Source organism: Paenibacillus endophyticus, assembly GCF_014192395.1.
GTDB lineage: Bacteria > Bacillota > Bacilli > Paenibacillales > Paenibacillaceae > Pristimantibacillus > Pristimantibacillus endophyticus.
Map to the genome: position 1 here is coordinate 135,008 of NZ_JACHXW010000016.1, position 25,924 is coordinate 160,931.

Here is a 25,924-nt window from a genome sequence, read left to right on the forward strand (position 1 = left end):
CGATTTATTTCCCAACCGAAATGGAAAAAGCATGTCATTCTCAATGATCGCGTCCAACGAGATAATCCGCAATTTCAAGCAGCCGTTCCGGTGCGGCAAACCCCGCTTCGAGTACAGCTGACTTCGCTTCTTGGGTTAACCGTTCAACCTGAGCTTTGCTTTCTTCTATTCCGATAAGGAATGGATAAGTAACCTTGTTCTGCTCAACATCACTATTCGTTTTCTTGCCGAGCTTCGTTTCGTCGCCGATCAAATCAAGGATATCATCCTGAATCTGGAAAGCCAAACCGATATTGCGACCGTAACGGGCTAGAAGTTCAAGCTGTTTTTCCGTTGCGCCACCGATCCTTCCCCCTGCCATAACAGAAAACGCAATTAAATCGCTCGTTTTGTGAAGATGAATATATTCCAGCTCACTTATGGAAGTAATCCCCTGTTCACCTTGCATATCCGCAACCTGACCGCCAACCATGCCTGGAGCACCAGCTAGCATAGCCAAATCCTCCACGATCGCAAGTGCTGTTTCGGCACTGACGCCTCCTCGGCGGGCAGCTTGCGGGATTAGATGAAAGGCATGTGTTAGCAGGGCATCACCTGCTAGAATTGCCATTGCTTCACCGAATACCTTATGGTTTGTAAGTTTGCCTCTGCGGTAGTCGTCATTGTCCATAGCGGGCAAATCATCATGCACCAGCGAATACGTATGAATGAATTCAACCGCGCACGCAACAGGCAGCGCTGCATTTTTTGCATCGTCTTGACCTAATACCGCTTCGGCTGCAGAGAGAACGAGAGCAGGTCTAATGCGTTTGCCGCCTGCTTCCAAAGAATAAAGCATCGCTTCCCGTAACCTTGCTGGAACATCCCATTCGGCAGGAAGCGATTGTTTAAGCGAAGCTTCAATAAGCTCCGCGCATTGCGATAAATACGCTTTTATTGCGAACCTCTCGTTCAAGCTTATTCCCCTTTGTCCTCGTTTACTTCTGTAAACGGTTTTTTCTGAAACCCTTGGTCTGTCTCGATCAACAGTTCGATCTTCTTCTCGACCTGCTCCAGCTTGCCGCCGCAAAGCTGAGAGAGCTTCATACCTTCCTGAAACAGCTCTATTGCTGTTTCAAGCGGAACATCTCCGTTCTCAAGCTTAGAGACAATAGAATCCAAACGCTCCATCGCTTGCTCAAACGTAAGCTCACTTTGATTCGCTGCTGCCATCCATCCCATCTCCTCTCCATGCGTCTACGTGACAATCCAGCTGTCCATCCGCCAGCCTTACCTTGACGGTATCGCCAATTTTAACGTCGCGGATCGATTTGATTAATTTCACTTCTTGCTGGTCGTACACAAGGCCGTAACCTCTCGACATCACCTTTAACGGGCTTAGCGCATCTAATTGTTTCATGCTGCTTAACAGTCTCTGTTTGTTCTGTTTGACGGCAATGCTCATCGATTGCTCAAGCTGTTTCTGAGCGGATTGAAGGCGACTAGCAGCGAACGCTGCACGTTCGCCGGGATGATGGGCCGCAATCGTCGTTTGTATTCTAGCCAAGCGCTTGTGCCCGCGTTCGACTACACGATTAGTGCGCTGCTCCAGCTGCTCCTTCAAACGATCCAATCGCTCTGCCTGATCGAGCAAATATTTACGCGGATACAAGAAAAAAGGAGAGCGCCGTAAGCGCTGCAGCCTCTCCTTATCATCTTGGACACGGTAACGCATGCTTTGTACCAGCCTCTGCTGCTGTCTCAATAGCTGCTGCTGCAGCTCTGTCATGCTAGGCACTGCAAGCTCCGCTGCTGCCGTTGGTGTTGCTGCCCGTAAATCCGCGGCAAAATCCGCAATTGTAAAGTCAGTCTCATGGCCAACAGCGCTTATAACGGGTATAACTGATCCTGCAATACTCCGTGCAACGGCTTCCTCATTGAACGCCCACAGCTCTTCTAGCGAACCGCCGCCGCGGCCTACAATTAATACGTCCGCTTCGCCAAAACGATTCATTGCATCAATCGCTTTTACAATGGCAGGCGCTGCTTGAGCACCTTGAACGAGAACCGGGTATATATAAATCGGAATTAATGGATAACGGCGTGTCAGCGTAATAATAATATCTCTGACTGCAGCTCCAGTCGGGGATGTTATGACTCCGATTGCGCGTGGAAACCGTGGAATGGGCCGTTTTCGGGATTGCGCAAAAAGCCCCTCTTCGCTTAGCTTGCTTTTAAGCTGCTCAAACGCGAGGTACAAACTCCCAATTCCGTCTGGCTGCATCGCATTCACGTAAAATTGATAATTGCCATCTCGCTCATAAACCGAAATATTCCCTCGAGCAATTACTTTCGTGCCTTCTTTGGGAATGAACGGGAGCCGCTGGTTCTGTGAGGCGAACATAATCGATTTGATTCGGCTGTCTTTATCTTTTAGCGTGAAATACATATGCCCGCTTGAATGATGCGTGAAATTAGAAATTTCGCCCCGCAGCCATACATCGCCGAGCAGCAGATCCGATTCCATTTTCATCTTAATGTAGCGATTGAGCTCTTTAATGGAATAGATCCGAGGCTGGTCTGCCATATCTGCAATCACTCCTTGATTCCGTTTGCCCTTTTTGCTGCCGTAATCGTATTTTTCATAAGCAATGTTATCGTCATTGGACCAACGCCGCCAGGAACCGGGGTAATATAGCCTGCTGTATCCAGACAATCCTCGAAGTCTACATCTCCTGCAAGCTTTCCGTCAGGCAGTCTATTGATGCCAACATCGATAACAATTGCGCCAGGTTTTACAAAATTGCGGCCAATTGCTTTTGCTTTTCCAATGGCAACGACAAGAATATCCGCTTGCTTCGCGATTTCCTCCATATTTGCTGTACGAGAATGGCAAATTGTCACTGTAGCGTTCTCGCGGAGCAGCAGCATGGCTACCGGCTTCCCTACAATGTTGCTTCGGCCGATAACGACAGCATGCTTCCCTGAGATTTCAACGCCACTGCGTTTAATCAGCTCAATGACGCCAGCCGGCGTACATGGCAGCAGGCTATCATCTCCGATAACGAGGTTGCCCACACTCTCGGGATGAAACCCGTCAACGTCCTTCTCAACGCGAATAGCATCAATAACAGCCTTCTCGTTAATATGCTTAGGAAGCGGCAATTGGACGAGTATGCCATTAATAGATGCTTGATTGTTTAATCGGTCAATAACAGCCAGCAATTCCTCTTCACTCGTATCTCCGGATAAACGGTGTACCTCGGAATAAAAACCAAGCTGCTGGCAAGCTTTTTCCTTGGAACCAACATACACCTTAGAGGCTGGGTCCTCGCCAACAAGTACGACTGCAAGTCCTGGAATGACTCCCTTTTCTTTCAAGGCTGCAGATTCCGTAATCATTTCTTCACGGATTAGATCAGAAATTTTCTTTCCTTCAATAATTTGTGCGCTCATTGCTCCAGTCTCCTTTAACATCGATGAATAGTTGTTTTTCCTTTGAATTAAGACTTCAGCTCTTCAATTTCCAGAAGCAGCTTACCGAGAACTCCATTTACGAATTTCCCTGATTCTTCTGTTCCAAAATGCTTCGCAAGCTCAATGGCTTCATTAATTGTAGCCTTCGGCGGTACATCGTCGCGGAAAACCATTTCATAACAAGCCAATCGCAGGACTTGGCGGTCGACCCTTGACAAGCGATCGATCTGCCAGCCTGTCAAATACTGCTGGAGCATGCCGTCGATGGCTTGTCTATGCTCCATTACGCCTGATACAAGCTCACGCGAAAATTCATCCGTGCTGCTTGCTTCAGCCGGATCTGCTTCGATTTCATTGTCATGGCGAAGCTCTTCCATCAGCATATCGACTGCATCAGAAGCCGAAACCTCATTCATTTCCATTTGATATAAACTTGAAACTGCTATTTCTCGTGCTAATCTACGTTTCATGTTACCTCCACGGCAGCTTTAAGCCGAAATGTTATTATTCTTAATGTCCTATCGCAAGGTGAAACGGCTATCGCCATCCATTGGCGGCGCGGCTCGTTTCATTCCGAGAAATATAGAGAATATATAGCCTAACGATATCCATTCCTATATTTCAAAAAAAACCTATGATCTCCTCCCTGCCCCGAAATAAGCGGCTTTCCGAAATCCGGAGTACGGAGGAGACCACAGGATCATCTAAACGGCCTAAATCTTTCTAACAACGAATACCATAGCCGCTGCCATGGAAAGATAGCTCCGTTGCTTGTTTCTTTCTGAACGCCGATCCAATAACCAATTGAGACAAGAAGCCCTACAAAAAGCATGTCCCAAAAACCGACAAACAAATAAAGCAACCCGAAAAACAAACCTATGGCAGCACCAGCTGCGCGTTTCCCGTAGATGGCCAGAAATTCCCTCCACATCAGCAAACTCACCTCTATTCCACGCGACTCTTGAATGTGCCTGTCTGAATGATATTTGCGACATATACAGCAACGTTTGTTACAGGAATGCCAGCAATATCCTCTACATGCTCTTTCACTGAGCGTTGAATTTCCTCTGTCAGCACGGGTATGGAACTTTCGCCATCAACAACGGCACGAATGACAATATCAAGCCCTGCATCGGTTGCACGTATGCGCGCGCGTAGATCTTTGACGCCGCGTTGACGGGATGCTGCCTTAAGTGCCAGATTTTCGATCGTTTCAAGAGAAATGCGAATATCGCCAAAGTCAGTTCTTTGGTCGATGGATGGAGCAGTTGCCGACCCACGGTGCAGCGATACGATAAAAAACCTCAAGCTTAGGATGAACAAAATGACGCCTGCAACAATTAATGTGATTTTCAGAGAATCGAGACGATAAAGCTCATCTATCCAATCATGCACTAATCCTCGAGACAGCCAATTAAATCCGATAGAGACCAAAAGGACTGATAAACAGCCTATTACGATGCTGTACAAAAACAAAAGCAGCTTGTCCACGACCTTAATCAAGCGTAGCGCCTCCTCCTGCCAAGCCGAATGAAAACCCCCTTGCGCCGAGCGGCATGCCCATTCACGAGGGGGTTGTACGGGATTTAATAAATCCAGCTTTATTTATTTAACTCTGTGTAGGCTTTCTTCTTCATCCGGTTTATCAGGTGTCTTGAAATGCACATCGTGAATATGTACGTTCACTTCAACAACGTGCAGACCCGTCATCATCTCGATTGAGCGTTTGACATTACGTTGAATTTCAGAAGCGATTTCTGGTATGCGGTTGCCATACTCCACGATAATCGAAACATCTACCGCAGCTTCACGCTGACCCACTTCAACCTTAACACCTTTGGACAAGTTTTTGCGGCCTAGAAGCTCAACGATGCCTCCTGCAAATCCGCCGCTCATTCCTGCGACGCCATCCACTTCAACTGTTGCTAAACCAGCGATAACCTCGATGACTTCAGGTGCAATTTGAATCGTGCCAATGTCCGTTTTCTCGTACTCCGCAGCGATAGTACTCATGATAGCTGTACACCTCCTTAAAGTTGCGCGTACCCGGCGCGAGGCCAAGTAATGAACCGCATCTTGTTAATATACTATAACATTCGGCAAGAAATATGACAAACTATACTACTTGTTCACATTTTTGTCGCAAGCTCATTCCGGAGCGTTGATATCATGCTCTTCCAAGAACTTAATGTCGAAGTCTCCGCTAACGAATTTCGAATGATTCAAGAGCTTCAGATGGAAAGGAATCGTCGTCCGAATACCTTCGATGGCAAACTCGGACAAAGCCCGTTTCATTCTTGCAATCGCTTCTTCGCGCGTAGCGCCCCAAACGATCAGCTTCGCAATCATCGAATCGTAATGCGGCGAGATGGTGTAGCCCGGATAAACGGCGCTATCCACACGAACGCCCGCACCGCCCGGAGGCAGATAAAACGGAATCAGTCCAGCGGATGGCATAAAGTTTTTCTCGGAATCCTCCGCATTAATTCGGCACTCAATGGACCAGCCATTGATCTTCAAGTCACTTTGCGCGAAAGAAAGCTCATTCCCTTCAGCTACGGAAACCATTTCTTTGATGAGATCCACGTTTGTGATCATTTCTGTTACGGGATGTTCAACTTGGATACGCGTGTTCATTTCCATGAAATAGAATTTTTCATCGGGTCCAAGCAGGAACTCCAAAGTTCCTGCTCCAGAATAGTTGACGGCCAAAGCGGCACGAACAGCCGCTTGCCCCATGCGCTCACGAAGCTCGGGCGTTAATACGGAGCAAGGCGCTTCTTCAAGGAGCTTCTGGCGTCTTCGTTGAACGGAACAATCACGCTCGAACAAATGTACGGCATTGCCATGCTTGTCTGCCATGATTTGAATTTCGACATGCTTCATGCCAGTCAAGTACTTCTCCAGATATACGCCAGCATTTCCGAAAGCCTTCTGAGCCTCTTGCTGAGCAGTCGAAATTTGTGCGATCAGCATAGTCTCGTCGTCAGCAATTCGAATTCCTTTGCCTCCGCCGCCTGCTGTCGCCTTGATAATAACCGGATACCCGATCTCGCGGGCAACGCGAATGGCTTCATCCATATCCTCGACCAAGCCGTCAGAACCAGGAATAATCGGTACATCTGCTGATTTCATGGTCAGCTTCGCTACAGCTTTGTCGCCCATTCTATTAATCGCATCAGCGGAAGGTCCGATAAAGGTAATATTGCATGACTCGCAGATTTCCGCGAAATTAGCATTTTCTGCCAAGAATCCATAACCAGGGTGAATGGCGTCACATTCTGTAATCGTCGCCACGCTCATAATATTCGTCATATTGAGGTAGCTGTCCTTAGACGCGGTCGGGCCGATGCAATATGCCTCATCAGCCAGCTTCACATGCAAGGAATCACGATCCGCTTCCGAATATACAGCTACCGTGCTAATGCCTAGCTCGCGGCAAGCACGAATAATACGAACCGCGATCTCGCCGCGGTTGGCAATTAATATTTTGTGAAATTTCACGTAGGAACCCCTTTCAACAACAGTTTTCCTGTTCGGTCGTTTACGTTGTTCGTTATTCAGGCTTTACGAGGAACAGCGGCTGGCCATACTCGACTAGCTGGCCATTTGAGACGAGAACCTCAACGATTTCTCCGCGAACCTCAGCCTCAAGCTCATTCATCAGCTTCATGGCTTCAAGAATGCATACGACGCTTTTGTCGTTGACTCTGTCGCCGACTTTAACGAAAGCCGCTGCTTCCGGAGTCGGAGAGCTGTAGAATGTTCCGACCATTGGGGATACAATTTGGTGCAAATGTTCTGTTGAAGGGCGGACAGGGGCAGCTTCCTGTACAGCTTGAGGCTGTGCAGCAGGAGCCGCTTGTTGGGGTTGTAAAGGCGCAGGCGCGTATGTATGCGTAATTGGAGCCGCTTGCACATTCACCACTTCCGTTTTCCCTGGCTTGCGGATGAGCAGGCGAGTCCCTTCGTTTTCAATTTCCAGCTCATGAACGGAAGTTTGATCAACCAATTTGATCAACTCTTTGATCTCGCTCAATTTGAACATGAATATTTTCACTCCTTAAATTTGCGATAGCTAGATTGCTTTCATAGCCTGGAACCGTTAACGATCCCATGCCAATATAACCAATTCTTTCACATAACGTTTAACATTATATCATAAACAAGCCTGAACACGAATCATTTTTTGTTCATATCCTCTTTCTCGCACAAAAAAAGGCTCTGGCGTTACCAGCCCGCAAGCTGGAACGACAAAGCCTTTTCTTCGTTTTTCAGCAATCTATTGCTTAAGGAATATATCTGACGGATACTTGATCTGCACCGACTTCCATCGTGCTCATCACCAATTTAATAATGTCGGCAGCTTGTTTTTTCTCAAGCTTCTCGCTGGAGACCACAACGTTGAATTTGTCGCTTTGCTCGTCAATGACCACTGTCTCATATTGCTTAAGCAGCTCTGATTCGATGCCCGTTAGCTTTGAGGTTTTTTCCTCCAGCATCTCAAGCTCGGCTAGTGCAGCAGACGCTTCCTCAGGCTTTTTCTGTGAATCGCTTATGGCAGCCATAATACGGTTCTCCAATTCTGTGTTTTTAAGCTCGCGCTTTGCAAGCAGCTCGCTGAACAATCCGCCTGCCGCGAGGCCTTGCGCATCGATTTCACTTAACGTTTCTTTGTCAGCCTCGCTTAGAATGCTCTCATCGACTGGCTGTTCCACTTCATTCACTACCAAGCCGTCACTATTTGCCGCCGCTTCCGTAGCATTGTTCGCTGCTTGCTCCGTTTGCGAGCCATCCGTCAGCACATCCGGCTTGTCGACATCCTGAGTGAATAAGTAATACGCAGATAATACCACCATTAAGCTGAGCATTGATACGAGCCATACCGTTTGTCTTTTTGTGTTCATGAGAACACCCTCCCCAATGATTCGAATTTTTTATTGCTTGCTTGGCACGACTGATATTCGATTAACCGGAACGCTCACGCCTTTCTCGACCGCATTGACGATAAGCCGCCTTACCGTAGCGTTTTCGGCGCCCTTTGCCACTATGAGAATACCGCGTATGCGCGGGTTAATCGTTTTGGTCACGATAGGCTTTTGATCGCCGGAAACCTCGTACAAGACAACCTGACCGTCTTTCGAAATAGAGGTGATATGCCTTTTGCCGCCGTTTGGATCATTCTCGTCCGTTACTTGCTGTGACTCCTGCGTATCGCGAACGATTTCGATCTCTTCCGTAGAATCAACCGTTACCAGCACGTCAACGGTTCCTACTCCGACAATTTTCTCCAATATTTCCTTTAGCCTAATTTCGAGCGGATGCTCGATAGCGGTAAACATCGATCCGGCTGACGAATCCGCATTATTCCAAACCGTCTCCGTTTGCGGCGGGGGATTCGGATCCTGTGCAGAGGGATCTACTTCCTTATAGGTCAGAAATGAATTCACGATCATCAGCGCTGCGCCAATCCCTCCAACGATTAGCAAAATTCGAAGCGTTCGAATTCGCTTCGGGCCGCTTGGACCGCCGCCAACCGCTGATTCTATGCCTTCCAGCCATTTGGCCACCGCGCCTTACCTCCTCTCCTATCTGCGACATTATTTCTGCAGCGGGCCTTCGGCCGGCTGTCTGACCACGATCTGCTCCTGATTAAGACCCCATCCTTTTGCAATCAGACTGCTGAGCTCGGCAGTTACCGCGGGATCTGCTCTAGACCAGTTGCCTTCCACCTGAGCTGCCTGACTTTGACCATCCTTCACTTTCGGCTCGCTTGAGTATGGGCTCACAGGCTCCATAGGCTCCACCTCCACGTCGACAATGACTGGCTGTACCTTTTCCACGGTTGCACCTTCCTTAACGTTGCCGCTGCTATTTTCTGTCGCTTTGAGCGTGACCGTTACTTGGCTGAGATAAGGCGTTTGCTGACCAGATGCGTTCACCCACTTTAATACCGCATCCACGTCGGCTACAGCCGCATCCGAACGTTCGATCAATTCATTGCGAATGGAGGCTTCCAGCGTTCTTTCCGTCAATTTTGCGGCTTCCAGATTGCGCTTTGCGCTCATGGCTTCCGCATCTTGCTTGATTTGGCTAAGCCCAGTCATCTGGGCACTGTCCGCAGCAGCCAATCGACTCCAGTTCTCCATGCCTTCATCCAGCTTTGCCCCTATATCGCTTTGAATAAGCTTCAGAATCGGAGAGAGGATGGTTAGAAGGATGAATAAGCCGACAACCAGTCTGGCATAACGCTGCATCGCTTTGTTTGGAAGCAGCAGTTCTACGAATACCGCGAGCAGGATGACTGCGATAATATCCCTCAGCCAATCGCTTAACCAAGCAACCAAGTTACCCGTCCCCTTCCTTACCTAACCATCAACGATGCATTGCCTGCAGTCAAAATAATCGTAACGGCAAGAAAAAACATGAGACTGACAGCAGCGAGAGCTGCGAATACATAAATCATGGTCTTGCCGATCGTTTCCAGGCAGGTCACGATTGGCGAGTCTCCCAGCGGCTGCATAACCGCAGCAGCGATATTGTAAATAAGCGCCAGCGTCAATATTTTGATTGCAGGGAACGCGCTGATGAATAGCAGTATGATTACGCCAGCCAACCCGATCGCATTTTTGGCAAGCATGGATGCCGATATGACCGTATCAGCCGCATCCGAGAACATTCGCCCCACTACTGGAACGAAGTTGCCGGTAACGAATTTGGCCGTTCTGAGCGTGACGCCATCGGTAACCGCACCCGTTACGCCTTGTACAGAAATGACGCCAAGAAATGCGGTAAGCAGCACACCCAAAATGCCGACCCCGATGTTTCTTAATAGATTGGCCAGCTGCGTTACCTTGAATTTCTCGGAAAGCGCGCTTGTAATATGGAGTACCGCCGAGAAAAAGAGCAGTGGAAACACCAGCGTATAGATAAGCGTTCCGACCGCATGAATCATAAAAATAATAAGAGGATGAAGGACGGATACCGTCACAACGTTGCCCATGGAAGCCAGCAGCGTCAGCAGGAGCGGCACCATCGCCAGCATGAATTGAATCATGCTTTCGATTGCCCCTTTGGCATACCCCATCGCAACATGGAAGCTGTTAACTGCGATAATGATCAACACCATATACGTAATGGAATAAGCGACTTTGCTGACAGCATTGCGTTCGAAGGCATTTTGCAGCGTCTCCAACACCATGCTGAATACCGTCAGCATCACGATCGTCACCAGAAGCTTCCCGTTGTACAGCACCTCATGCCACAAATATTTCATAAGTCCCTGGAGCATGTCCGTCAGCTTCAGTCCATCGCCGCCCGGCAGAATCATTTCCATGAAGCTTGGAATATGCTGGTCGGGAAAATAACCGCCATACTCGCTTGAGAGCTTGTTCCAGTATGATTCAACGGCCTCTGTATCCAGTCCGCCCAGCTGTTCGCTCGTCAGCTCTTTCGAGAGCTCGTCTGCCTCAGCGCTCTGAGCAGGCGCATTTTGCTCGCCATTCATTGCATAGCCGATAGAAGGCACAAAAGAATAAAGAAACGCTGCAATCAAAATGAATAACAACAGCTTGGCTCTTTCCCGCGCAGGAGAAAGGTTATTCATCGGCATCAACTCCCATCCGGCAGCAGTCCGATTACGGTCTCAACGATAACGCTTATAATAGGAACTGCCATGACGAGAATGAACACCTTGCCTGCAAATTCGATTTTGGATGCAATGCTTTCTTGTCCTGCGTCCCTTACGATCTGTGCGCCGAATTCCGCAATATAGGCGATACCGATAATTTTCAATATCGTCTTCAAGTAAATGGAAGGAATGCCGGAACGATTAGCCAGATCCTCGAGCACGGTAATGACGATTTCGATTTTGCCGATCAAATACAGGAAAATGAACAATCCCGTGAACGCTGCGAGCAGAAACGCAAACATTGGCTTTTGCTCTCGCACGACAAGAATAAGCACCGTGGCCATTAGACCGAGACCGACGATTTGAATCATTTCCACTTTACTCACCTGCTTGCATGAACGTCTCCCAACAAGACGTCTACTGGAACAGAAATATCGACTTGATTTCCTGGAACAATTCATTAAGTAGCCGAACGACCATAAACAGCACGACGACAAAACCAATAACGGTAACCCAATGCGCCATGTCTTCCTTACCCATTTGCTTCAGAACTGAATGAATCATGGCAATAATGATTCCGATTCCAGCAATTTGGAAAATGGCGCTCACATCCATGTCCATCTATGCGGCACCCCACTACACCATCAAAATGACGACCAGCACAGCGATCAAAAGCCCGAGACTCTTCCACATTTTCTCGTAACGACCTTGGTCTTCTCTTGCCGCGTCTTCTTCGGACTTCAGTTGCAATAAAGCAAGATGTATATGCTTCAATTGATCTTCCTTATCGCTAATTCCGAGCGTGGAGCCTAGACGAATCAGAACGGACTGCTCGTTTTTTTTCATCGCGGTCATATCCCATTGCTGTTTGATTGCTTGCTCCCAGCTATCTCGGAAGCTAAAGCTCTCCGTCTCCCACACGCCGGCAGCTGCTCTTCGGAATATCGCGGCAAGCGGCTCCGGGGTTGCTGATGCCGTCCTCTCCAGCGCTTCTGGCAGCGGCGTATGCCCATAACCGATTTCCGTTTCCAGACGCTGCAGAGCATGCGCAAGTTGTCTGAGCTGCCTCGGCCTGTCTGCAAACCTAGCAGCTTGCTGAAAGCCAATTATCGTTCCTGCAAATAAGATGAGCGCTGCACCGATTAGTTTGATCACGGATCATCAGCTCGCCGTCTGCCCATCCACGCGTGCACGGCGCTTGGCAAAGACCGCGGCGCGGCTGACGTTTCCCGAGATGCCGGGCTGTCCGATATCGCCTCTGCCGGAACCACGCGATGCATGACACCCTGCTCCGTTCGCTTTAGCTCTACAACATAAGTAAATGCACCTTCCTCAAGCAGCTTCAGCAATACGGGCCTGCCCCTTGCATCCCGCAAGTCATAAGCATGTGCTGTTGCAACAACGCTAATTCCAGCGTGGCTAGCTTCCCTTATCGCCTCACCATCTTCGGGCCTGCCGATTTCGTCAATGATTAATACCTCCGGCGACATCGACCTTACAAGCATCATCATGCCTTCCGCTTTGGGACAAGCATCCATCACATCGGTTCGAGGTCCGACATCAAAGGTCGGAATGCCGCGAACGCAGGCTGCGATCTCGGAGCGCTCGTCTACGATGCCTACTTTCCTACCCTGCCAGCCGCTAGCCTCAATGGTTGGCCATAGTCCATAGCTGACTGATCTGGCAATGTCTCTCACCAAGGTTGTTTTCCCCTGCTGTGGAGGAGCGAGTATTAATGTTGAGTGAAGTGTTTTGCGCGTACGGTCGATCAATTTAGGCATCAGGTGCGCGCTTGCCCCTATGACTTCTCTGGCTACCCTTATATTGAATGCGCCGATATCTCGAATGCCGCGTACGCTGCCTCCGTCCAAAATCGTTCTACCAGCCAGTCCAATACGATGCCCGCCAGAAACCGTAATGAAGCCACGCTTCAGCTCCTCTTCCATGGCATATAAGGAATAATTCGTAATGCGCTCCAGCAGCTTCCGGCACGTATCTGCGGAGGGCTTGTATGCCCCATCGGCAGCCTGACGAAGCGAACCATCATTCATCATGAATCGAGATTGGCCGCGGAAGCCGATCTCTAGCGGCCGTCCCTCACGAATCCGAATCTCCTCCAGCTGTTCCTGCATCGGTTCTGGAAGGCGCTCCAGCAGCGTCTTCAATTCGAGCGGCAACAAATGTGCTACGCGTGCCAGCATGTGATTATCACTCCCGGGTGTTTGTCCTTCGTAGTTCCTATTTGTATGCGCTCCTTGCGAAAATATGTCTGTTCCAATCAGATTTGCTAGAGTTGAATCTATTATTTTTTCAAAATACCAATCATCAAACAGATGACGCCTGCGCCGACCCATAGAAACTTGGAAGGCGACAGCTTATCAGACATTCCGACGAGCCCGACTGTCGTCGTAGCAATCAGAATGAGCGGGCCTACAAGCGCTAGCGAAGAGTTGACGACAAGCGCCTTGTCAATCTGATTCAATCTAAGCATTAGAAGCGCAGCACAGATTTCAATCGTTCCAGACGTGAGCCGCAGCGAAGCCATCGTCAACACGATTTTGTTTAACATAGGGGTGTGACCTCCTTTTTTAGACAAATGAATACTTATCTATATGCGGGCTTGTCTGTCTTTCATACCGGACACCTGCCCAAGAGCTAACGCATATCATAGAGCATTGAGTTTAAGAAGGGCGGTATGCCAACTATGCAAGTGCAGGTCATCTCCAGTGTAAATGAAGCCAGCTCCGCAAGGTTCCACCATAAGACGGCTGTCATCATCGATGTTTTGCGTGCTACAAGCACTATCGTAACGGCTTTGGCTGCTGGAGCTTCTTGTATCATTCCGGCAGAAACGGTTATGGAAGCAAGGGCGCTGCAGCGCCCTGGAGACTTGCTCGGAGGCGAGCGCTTTTGCAGAAAAATCGTCGGATTTGATTTAGGAAATTCCCCTGAGGAGTATACGGAGAGAAGCGTTGCCGGCAAAAGAATCATATTAACGACTACGAATGGAACGAGAGCCATCCATAAATCAATGAGAGCTGACCATGTGCTAACCGCCTCGTTGTTGAATGCAGGTGCATGCGCCAGAGCGGCGGTCGAGCTGCGAAGGGACGTGGTCATATTATGTGCCGGCAGTCATGATGAATTCGCGATAGAGGATGGCTTATGCGCAGGACTAGTACTGGATAGACTTCAAGCTCATTGCCCGGTATCCGTAGAGATGGATGATTTCGGCGCTGCGATGCTGGCCTTATACCGAAATCAGTCAGATGCCGTCAAAGAAACGATATTAAACGGCATGACTGGGAAAAAGCTGCTGAAGCTTGGCATGAAAAAAGATATCGAGGCGTGCTCGGCCATCGATATCTATCAGGATGTGCCGAGGCTGAATGGCGATCAATTAACGAGAAACGGTTGAACAACGCCAAAAAAGGCATGCTCCCATTAACGGAGCATGCCTTTTTAATTGGATTGATTAGCTATTAGCGTCGATCCTGTGGACCGCCTACGAATGCTTGTTCAGCCGTATCAAGGCCGTAAGCCGTGTGAAGCGCGCGAACTACTTCAGTTAGCGGCTCTGCGGAAATGACACATGAGCATTTGATTTCGGATGTGCTTACCATTTTAATGCTAACGCCTATGGATGATATTGTTGCGAACATTTTGGCAGCTACGCCTGGATTGCTGACCATGCCCGCTCCCACGATCGAAACCTTAACCAAATCAGATTCCGAAGTCGTTTCACGGAAAGGAACCGTACTGCGAATTCCTTCAATAACCGAGATGGCTTTATCCTTGTCGTCCCCAGAGACGGTGAATGAGAAATCAGCTTTGCCGTCCTGAACGCCGCTTTGAACAATGATATCAACATCGATAGCATTGCTAGCCAATGCGCCAAACACATTTGCAAGCACGCCAGGTACGTCTTCAACACCCATTATGCTAATTCTAGCTACATTTTTGTCAAACGCGATGCCGCGAACGACCACGCCTTGCTCCATGACCGCTTCCTCCTTCACACTTGTTCCTTCGTTTTGGGTAAAGCTGGAACGCACGACAAGCTTCACATTATTATGCTTCGCATATTCGACGGCGCGGGGATGCAGCACTGCTGCTCCCAGATTCGCCAATTCGAGCATCTCGTCATACGAAATCTCATTCAGCTTGCGCGCATTTTTGACAACGCGCGGATCGGTGGAATAAATCCCGTCAACATCGGTATATATCTCGCACACGTCTGCTTTCATCGCAGCTGCCATGGCTACCGCGGTTGTGTCAGATCCTCCCCGGCCGAGCGTAGTAATTTCTCCATCTTCTGTCATTCCTTGAAAACCGGCGATAATCGCGACATTTCCCTGCTCCAGCGCCTTAAATACGCGATCCGGATGAATGCTGGTCATCTTCGCCTTGCCGTGCATGGCTTCCGTACGAATGCCTGCTTGCCATCCTGTAAAGGATACCGCTTTAGCACCTAGCTGATGGACAGTCATCGAAAGCAATGCGATTGATATTTGTTCTCCAACTGACAACAGCATATCCATCTCCCGCGCCGGCGGGTTTGAATGAAGCTGCTTCGACTGATCGATTAAATCGTCAGTCGTATCTCCCATGGCAGAAACGACGACAACGATATCGTTGCCCTCCTGCTGCCTTTCAATAATACGTTTCGCTACACGCTGCATCCGCTCCGGCGTTCCTACGGAGCTGCCGCCAAACTTCATCACGATCAACGACAAAGCTGTTCACTCCCAACCCTGACATATACATACAAGTCAATATTATATCACAATGATCCATGCAATGGGTATATCCACCTACAAAAAAACCGTCCGAATGCATTCGGACGGTTTCAAGTGCAGCAATCTAAGCGCGTGAGATGTATTTACCCTCGCGAGTATCGATAAGCAGAACGTCACCTTCGTTAATGAAAAGCGGAACTTGAACATTAAGGCCAGTTTCGACCTTAGCAGTCTTCGTAGCGCCCTGTGCCGTATTTCCTTTAACGCCCGGCTCTGTTTCAATTACTTTCAGATCAACGCTGTTTTGCATTTGAATGCCAAGAATTTCTCCTTGGTAGCTGGAAATGTTTACGTTCATGTTCTCTTTCAAGAAATTAAGCTCCCACTCAAGCTGCTTCTTGTCCAGATTGAACTGGTCAAACGTTTCATTATCCATGAATGTGTACTCCGAACCCGAGTTGTACAAGTATTGAACTTCGCGGTTTTCGATAATTGCGCGGCCAATGCTCTCGCCTGCACGGAAGGTTTTCTCAACAACGTTTCCGTTGCGAAGGTTTTTCAGCTTGGAACGAACGAATGCCGCGCCTTTGCCTGGCTTAACGTGCTGAAAATCTAGAACGGTGTAAATATCGGTGTCTACTTGCACGGTCAAGCCTGTTTTAAAATCGTTTACTGAAATCATTGCTGATTCCCTCCTGAATGAATGGTCCTTACCCCAGAGTGATCAAATCCTTCGGGGATGAGGTTAATATTTTAATACCGGTTTCCGTAATAACGATATCATCCTCAATGCGTACGCCGCCGAAGCCTGGTACGTAAATGCCGGGTTCAACCGTAACCGTCATGCCGGGGGTTAAAATCGTTTCGCTAAGCTTGGACAGTCTCGGCGCTTCATGAATCTCCATGCCAAGTCCATGCCCTGTCCCATGTCCGAACAGATCGCCATAACCGTATTTGGTTATGATATCGCGAGTTAGAGCGTCTGCCTCACGACCTGTCATGCCTGGCTTGATATGCTCTAGAGCATGCAATTGCGCCTCAAGAACGATATTGTAAATCTCCAGATGCTTCTCGGTTGGCGTACCAACGACCACCGTACGAGTCAGATCGGAGCAATAACCGTTATAATAAGCGCCAAAATCAAGCTTCACAAACTCATTATTGCCGATAATGCGTTCACTGGCTACCCCATGAGGCAATGCTGAACGCTCGCCGGAAGCGACGATGGTATCAAACGAGGATGATGTAGCGCCATGACTGCGCATGTACACTTCCATCTCAAGTGCAATATCCGTCTCTCTAACGCCAGGTCTAATGAGCTTCAAAATATGGCTGAAGGTGCTGTCCGCTAAATCGGCAGCCTCCTGCATAATCTGCAGCTCAGCTTCATCCTTAATGTAGCGAAGCTGCTCAACTAGACCGGAAGCAGGCTCCAGCACGATGCCGCCAAGCGTTTTTGTCCACGCTGTGAATTCGCTGTATACGACATGGTCCTGCTCGAAAGCAAGCTTTGAAAGCTTATCTTCCAACAGAATGTCTCGTACCTCTGCAAGCGGATTAGCTCCATGCTCAACAATCTGAAAACCGACTGCCTGCTGCGGAGCTTGCGTGCGATAGCGGAAATCCGTTAGCAGGTAGCTCTTGTCAAGCGTTATGAGCACCATACCAGACGAACCTGTGAAGCCGCTAATATAACGACGGTTATATTCGCTGCCAATTAAAATCGCTTCAAAGCGATGTTCCTCCATCAGCTGACGAAGTCGTTTTACTCGCTCGTTTGGCATAACCATTTCACCCTTTCTTAGCTTCTTGCCTTTTGTCCAAGTGACTGACAAGCGCTGTCAATCCGAGTTCATAGCTGTGTGAGCCGAAGCCCGCTATTTGGCCGACCGCAATTGCAGCCACAACGGATACATGGCGGAATGATTCCCGTTTGTGAATGTTTGACATATGTACCTCGATGATGGGAATTCCAATAGAGCTAAGAGCGTCGCGCAAAGCATAGCTGTAATGCGTCCAAGCACCGGGATTAATAACAATGCCGTCTGCCTTGCCGAAAGCACGATGTATGCGATCAATCATCTCGCCCTCATGATTCGTTTGGAAGAACGCAACGGAGACGCCTAGCATCTCGGCTTTATTCTTCAAGAGCGATTCGATGTCTGCTAACGTTTCCGATCCGTACACTTCTGGCTCGCGTGTACCGAGCATGTTCAAGTTCGGCCCGTTCAAAATAACGATTTCGTGCATGAATGCACCTCCCAAGCAACCGAATGCATCATAGGTTCAAAGATCATTAGCCATTTTACCACAAATGTCCGCTGCTTGAGAAGCAGAACTCGTTACTGAGCTTTAATTGGCTCGCGCGATGCCTCGTCCGTGAACTCGAAAGCAATGGAATACCCGATAAACAGGCCCCAGAGCAGAAACACGCAAAGCTCCGTATAAAGCGTATTCCAGCCCTCTTTCCGAATGCCGTCCGTGAATTGGAGCAGCGGCCCTACAGCAACAAATAATATCGCCCACCATATTGCGCCATATACAACGCCAGGCCATGGACCACGCAGCTTTCCTAATGCCACTTTATACAGCAATGCTGCTGCGATTGAGAACAGCACGAAGAATGCGATCCCTACAACCTCACCCCAAGCTGTCTTCAAAAACGACTCTTTAAAAAAAGGATCTGCCGCAAAGCCGGGAAGCACTTGTGTGAACTTCATTTCATAAAACATCCAGCGTATGATTCCCCATATCAGCCCTGCGAAAAAACCAATTTGAATCGGATAAAGCCACGGATTCGTATGATGCTGCCGCTTGTTATAACCGTTTCTCTGATTGTTGCCCGCCATCATAAAAGCCCCCAATCCTATTTTCAGCCTTACTCGGATTAGTATGTGAAATATTGCAGATCCGTAACCACAGTCCGCCCGCCCTATTGCCTTTCATTACATTTTGCTGACGTTGGCATTTGGCTATTAGATCAAGTACAATGGACTTACAAAGTTAAAGGTACATTCGTCGCAAAAGCGCTGACGATATTCTACTCAAGGATGGTGACAAGCACTTGCCGCAAGACTCCCGAAGCATTTATGGCGGACAAGCGGTTATTGAAGGCGTGATGTTTGCAGGCAAACACGTTAACGTAACAGCTGTTCGGCGCAAGAATGATGAAATCGTATTTTATGAAGTGCCCCGTACCACAAAGAGCTGGATCCAAGCTCTGAAGAAAATTCCGCTTGTTAGAGGCGTGGTAGGCATACTGGAATCAAGCGCCAAAGGTTCTCAGCATTTGAACTTCTCCATGGAGGCCTATGCAGAGGATGAAGCCGGCGAAGAAAAGCAGCAGCCAGCTCAAGAGCAAGCACCAATTGTGAAAGAAGAGAAAAAACAAGGCTGGAGCCTCAGCATGATTGTAGGCGTTGCCGTTGCCGGTGTGCTCTCCTTTATCTTCGGCAAGCTCATATTTACCGCCGCACCAGCTGCACTTGAAGAATTGCTTTTTTCAGGGGTATTTGAAAACAAAATCGGTCATAACCTGTTAGAAGGTCTTATCAAAATTATTCTACTGCTCGCATATTTGTATTTCATTTCGATGACACCATTAATTAAGCGACTGTTTCAATATCACGGCGCTGAGCATAAAGTAATCAGCGCATACGAAGCCGGCGAAGAGCTGTCCATTCGCAATGTGCAAAAGTACAGCAGACTGCACTATCGCTGCGGCTCAAGCTTTATCGTATTTACTGTAATCGTTGGGGTCGTCGTTTACTCCCTACCGATCTTTACATGGGACACGATCTGGGAACGCGTTTATATTCGCATCCTGCTGCTGCCGCTAGTGCTCGGACTATCCTACGAGGTGCTTCGCTGGACGAATGCATTGCGTGATATCCCTGTACTGCGCTACTTAGGTTATCCTGGGCTATGGCTTCAACTGCTTACAACGAAAGAACCCCGCGATGAGCAGGTTGCCGTTTCCATTGCATCCTTCAATCGGATGCTCGAGCTCGACAAACAAATGAAATAAGTAAGTTTAAAACTAGAAAGGCGGTATTGAGCATGAGCAGATCATCCGGGAAATGGAATGTATGGTCGATCACGTTACTCGCTCTGCTAGTCATTGGACTCGCTAACAGCATGGTTACAAACCTAATGAGTTTTATTATCCCGATCGTGATTCTAGGCGGAATTTTCTTGCTATACAAATATCCGCCTTCCTTCTTGCGAACTGGCGGAGCTCAGCAAGGACGAACTCATGTCACGCCAAGCAGGGCAACCGCAGCTAAAACCAAACCAAAGAAGCCTCGATCCAAAACGATGCCGTTCCGCGTCATCGAAGGCGGCAAAGATGATGATAATTTACCCAAGTATCATTGAATTATCAGGACACAAAAAGGTCTGGAGCATCATTGCTCCAGACCTTTTCTGTATCGTTATGTATTACTCGCTGTCCATCTCCGCACGAACGGCGCGTAGCTCGTCCATTCTTTGTGAGTCTCTTCGGAAATATTCAACTAAAGTTTCAATACATGTAATGGAATCCCAGCTCAGATGATGCTCAATTCCTTCAACATCCTGATAAATATTCTCATCCTGCACGCCAATCGTTGTAAGGAAGGATTCCAGCAGTTGATGCCGATCGACAAGCCTCTTGCCCATTTTCTTCCCTTTGTTGGTCAATACAAGACCGCGATACTTCTCGTAGATCAGATAGTTATCTTTGTCCAGCTTCTGAATCATCTTGGTTACTGAGGACGGATGAACCTCTAGTCCTTCTGCAATGTCCGAGACACGCGCGTACCCCTTTTCATCAATGAGCTTATAAATTCTTTCCAAGTAGTCTTCCATGCTCGGTGTCGGCACTGAAGAACCCCCTAACCATACTTCTTCACCTTACTTCGTAGGCGTTACTCTTAGTATCATACACTGTTCGCTGCTTGCACTGCAACCCGTAACGATGATTAAAACACCCGTAAATTATAATTCACACTGAATCTTACCAGATTCAGCAGCGCTCTCTAGACAGACAATAAGATGACTCATTAATGAATCAACCTTTGGAGGAATGTCGATGAGCACAGCTGTGATTAAACGTCCCAAAACGAATCGCTCCACCCTTTCCTTTGTTCCTGAGCTTGTTTATTTTGAACCATCCGCGTTGGATTATCCGAAGGGACAGCGTATATTTGATTGGGTGAAGAAAGAAGGCATTCCCTATAGAATGACCACCTCCCACAACCGCATTACAAATTTGCCTGGAGATACCGAACTGGAGCAATACAAAATAGCAAAAAGAACGCTTGTCGTCGGCATTCGCAAAACGTTAAAGTTCGATACCTCGAAGCCATCAGCTGAATACGCCATCCCGATTGCCACCGGCTGTATGGCTCACTGCCATTATTGCTACTTGCAGACGACCTTAGGCGCCAAGCCATATATAAGAGTCTACGTCAATATGGACGATATCCTGAACGCTGCTCAAGGTTATATCGAAGAACGAAAGCCCGAAATAACTCGATTTGAAGCCGCATGCACATCCGATCCCGTCGGCCTAGAGCCGATTACAGGCAGTCTTAGAGAACTCATTGACTATATGGGTACGCAAGAAAACGGTCGTCTTCGGTTTGTAACTAAATTCCATCATGTCGACTCGCTTCTAGATGCCAATCATAACGGACATACGAGGATTCGTTTCAGCGTGAATGCCAAATATGTCATTAAAAACTTCGAGCCTGCTACCTCAAGCTTTGAACAGCGCATTGAAGCAGCCGCAAAGGTAGCTAGAGCCGGCTATCCGATGGGCTTCATCATTGCTCCGATCATATGGCATGATGGCTGGGAAGAAGGCTATGGCGAGCTTATAGCTTCACTTGCTGCTCAGCTCCCTTCCGATGTTACCAAGGATCTGACCTTCGAGCTGATTCAGCATCGATTCACAAAAACGGCTAAAGCCGTGATAGAGAAACGATACCCTCGAACGAAGCTCGAAATGGACATCGAAAAACGCAAATATAAATGGGGCCGATGGGGGCAAGGAAAATACGTATACCCCGATGAACAAGCAAATGCGCTCCGCATGTACTTATCGGAGCGCATCTTCGAGCATTTCCCAGAAGCGAAAATTGAATACTTCACGTAATGAATTCATATTTCGATTAGAATGCCAGCCATTCCGGCGTAATCATATTAAGCCAAATGGTAATTTTGGTCATTTGATCCGTGAACAGCAATAGTCCCATTAATATCATAACCGCACCGCCGATTTTCATTACCGTAGCGGAGTATTTCAATATCCATCTCGCCGTGCCTAGAAAAAAAGCGAGAACGAAAAAAGGAATAGCAAAACCTAGCGCATATGCAGTCGTTAGTTGAAACCATGTACCTGGCTCTGTTGCAGCAAGCCCTAATATCGCAGTCAAAGCTGGTCCCATACAAGGCGTCCAGCCTGCGGAAAACCCGATTCCAAAAATAAAAGAGCTGACATAATTGGCTTTCTTAGGGATGAGGTTCATCCGTCTTTCCTTCAGCAGCAATTGCGGCTGGAACAGGCCGATCAGAAACAAGCCCATCAATATGATCAGAATTGCGGATAATTGCCGGATAAGCTGTCTATATTCGCTGAAAAATTCAGCAAATACATTCGTACCGTAGCCTAACGCATAATATACAGTGCAAAAACCTAAAATAAAAAACAACGTATGCGACATTGTTCGCATGCGTTTTTGCTTCGCGTTTGAATTCTCCTTCAAATCCGCAACCGAGATCCCCGTTATGTAAGAAAGATACGAGGGGTAAAGCGGCAAGCAGCAAGGTGAGATAAACGATGCAAAGCCGGCACCGAAGGCCAGCCATATGTTAATGTCCGACAACCCCTTTTCCCCCTATCGACTATCAACTGCCAGCGCGTACTCCGCGCCGAAATACGAGCAATAAAAGCAATACTGCGATCAGCAGCAGCACGATCGTTCCGCCTGGCGCTAGATTCCATATTCCTGCAATCAACAAGCCTGCTACTACCGCCAGCTCGCCAATAATGACCACGGTAATTACGCTTTGACGAAAGCTTCTTGCAATAATTAAGCTGCAAGCAGCAGGAATCGTAAGCAAAGCGGATACGAGAAGCGCGCCAACGATTTTGATCGAAACGCTAATCACAAGCGCAGTAAGCACGCTAATCATAACATTATAGAATTTCACGGGCAAGCCGCTGACCGCAGCCGCATCCTCATCGAAGGTAATCAAAAAAAGCTCCTTCACCTGGGACCAAATGGCAATGAGGACGACGACCGTAACGCCTCCAATCACATAGAGGTCTGTACTGTTAAGTGTATAGATGCTGCCGAATAGATAACTGTTCACATTGTTGTTGAAACCTTTCCCCATCGTGAACAGCAAAGAGGCCAGCGCAACTCCGCCGCTCATGATGATTGCTATGGACAACTCCGCATAAGATTTATATGCTTTGCGAAGCTTTTCTATGGCAAAGGATGCGGCAATGGCGAATATTAATCCGACCGCGATCGGGTATACCCCGATTAAAAACCCAAGCGCTACGCCTGCTATCGAGACATGAGACAACGTATCCCCAATCATGGACAGCCTGCGGAGCACAAGAAATAAGCCCATCAGCGGAGCAGTTACCCCAATGAGCAACCCGCCAATAAGGGCCCTTTGAAAAAACTCGCTAGTTACGATCTCCAATCAAAACAACCTCTTTCCTGCTCTCCATTTGCTCTCTAAGACCTTTTAAGCTGTGCGCCAGATCATTCTCGACGCAATCCTGCGTTTCATGCGAATGCTTAATATGGAATTTAAGCTTTCCGTTCGACGCAGCCGGCTCCTGTCCGAGATAGGAACGAATCATATCCAGATCATGCGATACCATCAGGAACGTAATGTTATGATGCTGATGCATATGCTTGATCATATGAAAGAAGCTTTCCTGCGTCTCGGTATCGATGCCTACCGTTGGCTCATCCAATATGAGCAGCGAAGGATTGTTAATGAGCGCCCTCGCCAAAAATACGCGCTGCTGCTGACCGCCGGACAGCTGGCCGATACGCTTGTCCTGCAAATCATCAATGCCCATCGCATGCAAGGCATCTTCGCATTTCTTGTAATCCTCTTTGTTCATTCGCTTGAACAGCTTGCTCCGGCCGAACAGCCCTGATAGCACAACCTCGCGAACCGTCGCCGGAAACAACGGATTCAGTGAATTTTTCTGTGGCACGTAGCCAATGCGCTCCCACTGCTTGAAGCGGTCCACCTTTTCTCCGAATAAACGAATGGTTCCGCTCGTAGGCTTCAGCAAGCCGACAATCATCCGCAGCAATGTCGTTTTGCCGGCGCCGTTCGTTCCAATCAATCCGATAAAGTCGCGTTCCTTCACCGCAAAGCTGAGATCCGAAATTACAGACTGCTGCTGGAACGAAAAGGAAACGCCTTCCAATGAAATAACCTCTTGGTGGCAATTAGCGCCTGTATTTGTCATTCGATTTGCTTGCCCCATTACTTCTCTCCTCACAGCAATACGGAGCTGAATCAGCTCCGTAGGATTGCCTTTTGTTCTATTGTAATGCTTGCACAAGATTTTGCAAGTTTCGTTCCATAAGCGTTAAGTAGTTTTCCCCGCTCTTTTCTTGGTCGTTCGTCAAGCCTTCAAGCGGATTGAGCACCATCGTCTCCACGTCAGCCTCGCTAGCCAGCGTCTGTGCTAGCTGATCGGATACGAGCTCTTCAAAAAAGATATATTTGACGCCGTTTGCTTTTACGAACTTCGCAATTTCCAGCAAATCCTGCGCACGCGGCTCCGCATCTGGGCTTAAACCCATGATGGATACCTGCTTGAGCCCATAATCCCGAGCCAAATATCCGAACGCCTGATGCGAGGTTACGATATTTTTATTAGCCGTTTGCCCAAGCTTGGCGGTATATTCGCCGTCAATCGCTTCAAGCTTAGCTATGATTGCTTTATAATTTGCTTCGTAGTCAGCTTGGTTGGCACTATCGACTTCAATTAGGCTGTTCTTTACATTCTCAGCTAGCTTTAGCGCCGATTTCGGGCTTACCCACGTATGCGGATCCAATCCTCCGTGATCATGCGCTTCCTCATCTGCATGCTCTTCTTCATGTTCGTGTTCATCCTCATGCTCCTCTTCCGAGCCGTCCAGCAAAGTGATGCCCGTGCTGATTTCCTTGGTCACGACTGTGCTGTCTTTAGACAAACCCTTTAGAAAACCGTCAACCCAACCCTCAAGGCCTGCTCCGTGATAAAGAAAAAGCTGTGCATCGGACGCTGTGTCCAAATCGCGGCTTTTCGGCGTCCAATCATGCGGCTCGACACCGGCTGCTACTAGATTAACAGCAGCAACATGGCTGCCGCCTATTTCCGATGCAAGAAAATAAAGGGGATAAAAGCTTGTCACTACGCTTATCGGCTTTGCCGCTTCATCCGTACCCGAATTTCCATTCGATGTATTTACCGCATTTGTAGCACTCGCAGCGGGCGAAGTATTTTCCGTATTATTACCGCAGGCTGCCGCGAATAGCAGCATGGCTGTCAAAAGCATACCCAGCGACGCTTTGCGTATTTTTTTTGATGCTTTACTCATTTTATAATCTCTCCATTCCAAATCTTCTTCGTAATCGTTATTATTACGTTTTGTATTATACGATGCCTTTTGCAAGACTGTCAACCCCGTCTGCCGGAATAAATTGATAGGCTGAAAATTGAAGCTTTTCGGTATAGTCATTTATTTGGACCATAACAAGCAGCTAAAAAACTATGAACAACATTCCATAGCTGGAAACAAGCGTAAACGGCTGAAGCCGTCCTCTGGCGGCTAAGCTCTCGTTTCGCGTAGAAATATAGAGAAAGTTGGCGAAATGATATACTTTTCTATATGACGAATTGTAATATGAAGTGCGACAGCTAGCTGAACAAAAAAAGCCCATGAATGGATTCGTGTAAAATGGAAGTTACCACACAACCATCATTTACAGGGGAACCCAACATGAGCTACTCCCATCTTACCATAATTGAACGAGGACAACTAGAAGCGCTGCATCGATTAGGCTGGTCTTGCCGCAGGATTGGGCA

At 48.1% G+C, this 25,924-nt stretch carries 33 protein-coding genes; 4 read left to right on the forward strand and 29 right to left on the reverse strand.

Translation table 11 applies throughout. The features are described from left to right. Positions 1 to 40 precede the first annotated feature (40 nt). The 19 genes from FHS16_RS22440 to FHS16_RS22530 all read right to left on the reverse strand — a co-directional run bounded on the left by FHS16_RS22440 (position 41) and on the right by FHS16_RS22530 (position 13,655). A complete protein-coding gene (locus FHS16_RS22440) occupies positions 41 to 955 on the reverse strand; it encodes a polyprenyl synthetase family protein (protein WP_183568053.1) in 915 nt (304 codons plus the stop codon). A 2-nt stretch (positions 956 to 957) separates the two neighbouring features. Further along, positions 958 to 1,212: an exodeoxyribonuclease VII small subunit gene (gene xseB / locus FHS16_RS22445; RefSeq protein WP_183568056.1), complete on the reverse strand. Its 255-nt coding sequence runs from the start codon at positions 1,210 to 1,212 to the stop codon at positions 958 to 960. Next, entirely contained in the window at positions 1,190 to 2,566 is a 1,377-nt protein-coding gene (gene xseA / locus FHS16_RS22450; protein WP_183568059.1) for an exodeoxyribonuclease VII large subunit, read from the reverse strand. The genes xseB and xseA overlap by 23 nt, the downstream gene beginning before the upstream one ends. An 8-nt stretch (positions 2,567 to 2,574) precedes the next feature. After that, positions 2,575 to 3,435 (reverse strand): bifunctional methylenetetrahydrofolate dehydrogenase/methenyltetrahydrofolate cyclohydrolase FolD, encoded by an 861-nt coding sequence (folD, locus tag FHS16_RS22455; RefSeq protein WP_183568062.1) that lies wholly within the window; start codon positions 3,433 to 3,435, stop codon positions 2,575 to 2,577. A gap of 47 nt (positions 3,436 to 3,482) precedes the next feature. Then, entirely contained in the window at positions 3,483 to 3,926 is a 444-nt protein-coding gene (nusB, locus tag FHS16_RS22460) for a transcription antitermination factor NusB (protein ID WP_183568065.1), read from the reverse strand. Between the two features lie 230 nt (positions 3,927 to 4,156). Beyond that, positions 4,157 to 4,387 (reverse strand): DUF2273 domain-containing protein, encoded by a 231-nt coding sequence (locus FHS16_RS22465; RefSeq protein WP_183568068.1) that lies wholly within the window; start codon positions 4,385 to 4,387, stop codon positions 4,157 to 4,159. A 14-nt stretch (positions 4,388 to 4,401) separates the two neighbouring features. Further along, positions 4,402 to 4,959, reverse strand: a complete 558-nt coding sequence (gene amaP, locus FHS16_RS22470; protein WP_183568071.1) for an alkaline shock response membrane anchor protein AmaP — start codon at positions 4,957 to 4,959, stop codon at positions 4,402 to 4,404. A 102-nt stretch (positions 4,960 to 5,061) separates the two neighbouring features. After that, positions 5,062 to 5,469, reverse strand: coding sequence for an Asp23/Gls24 family envelope stress response protein (locus FHS16_RS22475; protein WP_183568074.1), 408 nt, complete (start codon positions 5,467 to 5,469; stop codon positions 5,062 to 5,064). A gap of 135 nt (positions 5,470 to 5,604) precedes the next feature. After that, entirely contained in the window at positions 5,605 to 6,960 is a 1,356-nt protein-coding gene (gene accC, locus FHS16_RS22480; protein ID WP_183568077.1) for an acetyl-CoA carboxylase biotin carboxylase subunit, read from the reverse strand. 52 nt (positions 6,961 to 7,012) lie between these two features. Beyond that, positions 7,013 to 7,504 carry an acetyl-CoA carboxylase biotin carboxyl carrier protein gene (gene accB, locus FHS16_RS22485; RefSeq protein WP_183568079.1) on the reverse strand — a complete coding sequence of 164 codons (492 nt, stop codon included), beginning with the start codon at positions 7,502 to 7,504 and terminating at the stop codon, positions 7,013 to 7,015. Between the two features lie 241 nt (positions 7,505 to 7,745). After that, positions 7,746 to 8,363: a SpoIIIAH-like family protein gene (locus tag FHS16_RS22490; RefSeq protein ID WP_183568082.1), complete on the reverse strand. Its 618-nt coding sequence runs from the start codon at positions 8,361 to 8,363 to the stop codon at positions 7,746 to 7,748. A gap of 30 nt (positions 8,364 to 8,393) precedes the next feature. Further along, complete coding sequence (gene spoIIIAG, locus FHS16_RS22495) at positions 8,394 to 9,026, reverse strand: stage III sporulation protein AG (protein ID WP_183568085.1); 633 nt, start codon at positions 9,024 to 9,026, stop codon at positions 8,394 to 8,396. A gap of 30 nt (positions 9,027 to 9,056) precedes the next feature. Further along, positions 9,057 to 9,803 carry a stage III sporulation protein AF gene (gene spoIIIAF, locus FHS16_RS22500; protein WP_183568088.1) on the reverse strand — a complete coding sequence of 249 codons (747 nt, stop codon included), beginning with the start codon at positions 9,801 to 9,803 and terminating at the stop codon, positions 9,057 to 9,059. A 17-nt stretch (positions 9,804 to 9,820) separates the two neighbouring features. Next, positions 9,821 to 11,062: a stage III sporulation protein AE gene (gene spoIIIAE / locus FHS16_RS22505; RefSeq protein WP_183568091.1), complete on the reverse strand. Its 1,242-nt coding sequence runs from the start codon at positions 11,060 to 11,062 to the stop codon at positions 9,821 to 9,823. A gap of 5 nt (positions 11,063 to 11,067) precedes the next feature. Beyond that, positions 11,068 to 11,463, reverse strand: coding sequence for a stage III sporulation protein AD (gene spoIIIAD, locus FHS16_RS22510; protein WP_183568094.1), 396 nt, complete (start codon positions 11,461 to 11,463; stop codon positions 11,068 to 11,070). 40 nt (positions 11,464 to 11,503) lie between these two features. Next, entirely contained in the window at positions 11,504 to 11,707 is a 204-nt protein-coding gene (spoIIIAC, locus tag FHS16_RS22515) for a stage III sporulation protein AC (protein WP_183568097.1), read from the reverse strand. A gap of 15 nt (positions 11,708 to 11,722) precedes the next feature. Then, on the reverse strand, positions 11,723 to 12,241 hold the full coding sequence (gene spoIIIAB / locus FHS16_RS22520; RefSeq protein ID WP_183568100.1) for a stage III sporulation protein SpoIIIAB: 519 nt from the start codon (positions 12,239 to 12,241) through the stop codon (positions 11,723 to 11,725). After that, a complete protein-coding gene (spoIIIAA, locus tag FHS16_RS22525; RefSeq protein ID WP_183568103.1) occupies positions 12,238 to 13,287 on the reverse strand; it encodes a stage III sporulation protein AA in 1,050 nt (349 codons plus the stop codon). Before spoIIIAA ends, spoIIIAB begins: the two co-directional genes overlap by 4 nt. Positions 13,288 to 13,388: 101 nt before the next feature. Further along, positions 13,389 to 13,655 (reverse strand): YqhV family protein, encoded by a 267-nt coding sequence (locus tag FHS16_RS22530; protein WP_169081913.1) that lies wholly within the window; start codon positions 13,653 to 13,655, stop codon positions 13,389 to 13,391. A gap of 126 nt (positions 13,656 to 13,781) precedes the next feature. Between FHS16_RS22530 and FHS16_RS22535 the strand changes: the two genes are divergently transcribed. Then, on the forward strand, positions 13,782 to 14,504 hold the full coding sequence (locus tag FHS16_RS22535) for a 2-phosphosulfolactate phosphatase (protein WP_312891033.1): 723 nt from the start codon (positions 13,782 to 13,784) through the stop codon (positions 14,502 to 14,504). Positions 14,505 to 14,568: 64 nt separating this feature from the next. Here FHS16_RS22535 and FHS16_RS22540 read toward each other — a convergent pair whose 3' ends face one another. From FHS16_RS22540 to FHS16_RS22560, 5 genes are all read right to left on the reverse strand, one after another. Beyond that, entirely contained in the window at positions 14,569 to 15,822 is a 1,254-nt protein-coding gene (locus FHS16_RS22540) for an aspartate kinase (protein WP_183568105.1), read from the reverse strand. Positions 15,823 to 15,949: 127 nt separating this feature from the next. Further along, the gene (gene efp / locus FHS16_RS22545) at positions 15,950 to 16,507 is read right to left on the reverse strand and encodes an elongation factor P (protein WP_183568108.1); all 558 of its coding nucleotides are present in this window, start codon (positions 16,505 to 16,507) and stop codon (positions 15,950 to 15,952) included. Positions 16,508 to 16,535: 28 nt separating this feature from the next. Continuing rightward, positions 16,536 to 17,609, reverse strand: coding sequence for a M24 family metallopeptidase (locus FHS16_RS22550; RefSeq protein WP_183568111.1), 1,074 nt, complete (start codon positions 17,607 to 17,609; stop codon positions 16,536 to 16,538). 7 nt (positions 17,610 to 17,616) lie between these two features. Beyond that, on the reverse strand, positions 17,617 to 18,075 hold the full coding sequence (aroQ, locus tag FHS16_RS22555; protein WP_183568114.1) for a type II 3-dehydroquinate dehydratase: 459 nt from the start codon (positions 18,073 to 18,075) through the stop codon (positions 17,617 to 17,619). Positions 18,076 to 18,167: 92 nt separating this feature from the next. Next, a complete protein-coding gene (locus FHS16_RS22560; RefSeq protein ID WP_183568116.1) occupies positions 18,168 to 18,677 on the reverse strand; it encodes a YqhR family membrane protein in 510 nt (169 codons plus the stop codon). A 212-nt stretch (positions 18,678 to 18,889) separates the two neighbouring features. Between FHS16_RS22560 and FHS16_RS22565 the strand changes: the two genes are divergently transcribed. Both FHS16_RS22565 and FHS16_RS22570 read left to right on the forward strand, forming a co-directional pair. Next, entirely contained in the window at positions 18,890 to 19,852 is a 963-nt protein-coding gene (locus tag FHS16_RS22565) for a DUF1385 domain-containing protein (protein ID WP_183568119.1), read from the forward strand. Between the two features lie 32 nt (positions 19,853 to 19,884). Beyond that, positions 19,885 to 20,202 (forward strand): hypothetical protein, encoded by a 318-nt coding sequence (locus FHS16_RS22570; RefSeq protein WP_183568122.1) that lies wholly within the window; start codon positions 19,885 to 19,887, stop codon positions 20,200 to 20,202. 63 nt (positions 20,203 to 20,265) lie between these two features. Here the strand turns inward: FHS16_RS22570 and mntR are convergent, their stop codons facing one another. Beyond that, positions 20,266 to 20,688: a transcriptional regulator MntR gene (mntR, locus tag FHS16_RS22575; RefSeq protein WP_053376766.1), complete on the reverse strand. Its 423-nt coding sequence runs from the start codon at positions 20,686 to 20,688 to the stop codon at positions 20,266 to 20,268. 208 nt (positions 20,689 to 20,896) lie between these two features. On the opposite strand from mntR, the gene splB reads away from it, so the two are divergent. Beyond that, a complete protein-coding gene (gene splB, locus FHS16_RS22580; protein WP_183568125.1) occupies positions 20,897 to 21,964 on the forward strand; it encodes a spore photoproduct lyase in 1,068 nt (355 codons plus the stop codon). A 16-nt stretch (positions 21,965 to 21,980) separates the two neighbouring features. Here the strand turns inward: splB and FHS16_RS22585 are convergent, their stop codons facing one another. Genes FHS16_RS22585 through FHS16_RS22600 form a run of 4 tightly spaced genes read right to left on the reverse strand, consistent with a single transcriptional unit; the run spans position 21,981 to position 25,436 of the window. Continuing rightward, on the reverse strand, positions 21,981 to 22,694 hold the full coding sequence (locus tag FHS16_RS22585; RefSeq protein ID WP_183568127.1) for a cytochrome c biogenesis CcdA family protein: 714 nt from the start codon (positions 22,692 to 22,694) through the stop codon (positions 21,981 to 21,983). 22 nt (positions 22,695 to 22,716) lie between these two features. After that, positions 22,717 to 23,526, reverse strand: coding sequence for a metal ABC transporter permease (locus FHS16_RS22590; protein ID WP_183568130.1), 810 nt, complete (start codon positions 23,524 to 23,526; stop codon positions 22,717 to 22,719). Beyond that, positions 23,510 to 24,334, reverse strand: a complete 825-nt coding sequence (locus FHS16_RS22595; protein ID WP_246431899.1) for a metal ABC transporter ATP-binding protein — start codon at positions 24,332 to 24,334, stop codon at positions 23,510 to 23,512. The genes FHS16_RS22590 and FHS16_RS22595 overlap by 17 nt, the downstream gene beginning before the upstream one ends. Before the next feature lie 58 nt (positions 24,335 to 24,392). Next, the gene (locus tag FHS16_RS22600) at positions 24,393 to 25,436 is read right to left on the reverse strand and encodes a metal ABC transporter solute-binding protein, Zn/Mn family (RefSeq protein ID WP_183568133.1); all 1,044 of its coding nucleotides are present in this window, start codon (positions 25,434 to 25,436) and stop codon (positions 24,393 to 24,395) included. Positions 25,437 to 25,924 lie beyond the last annotated feature (488 nt).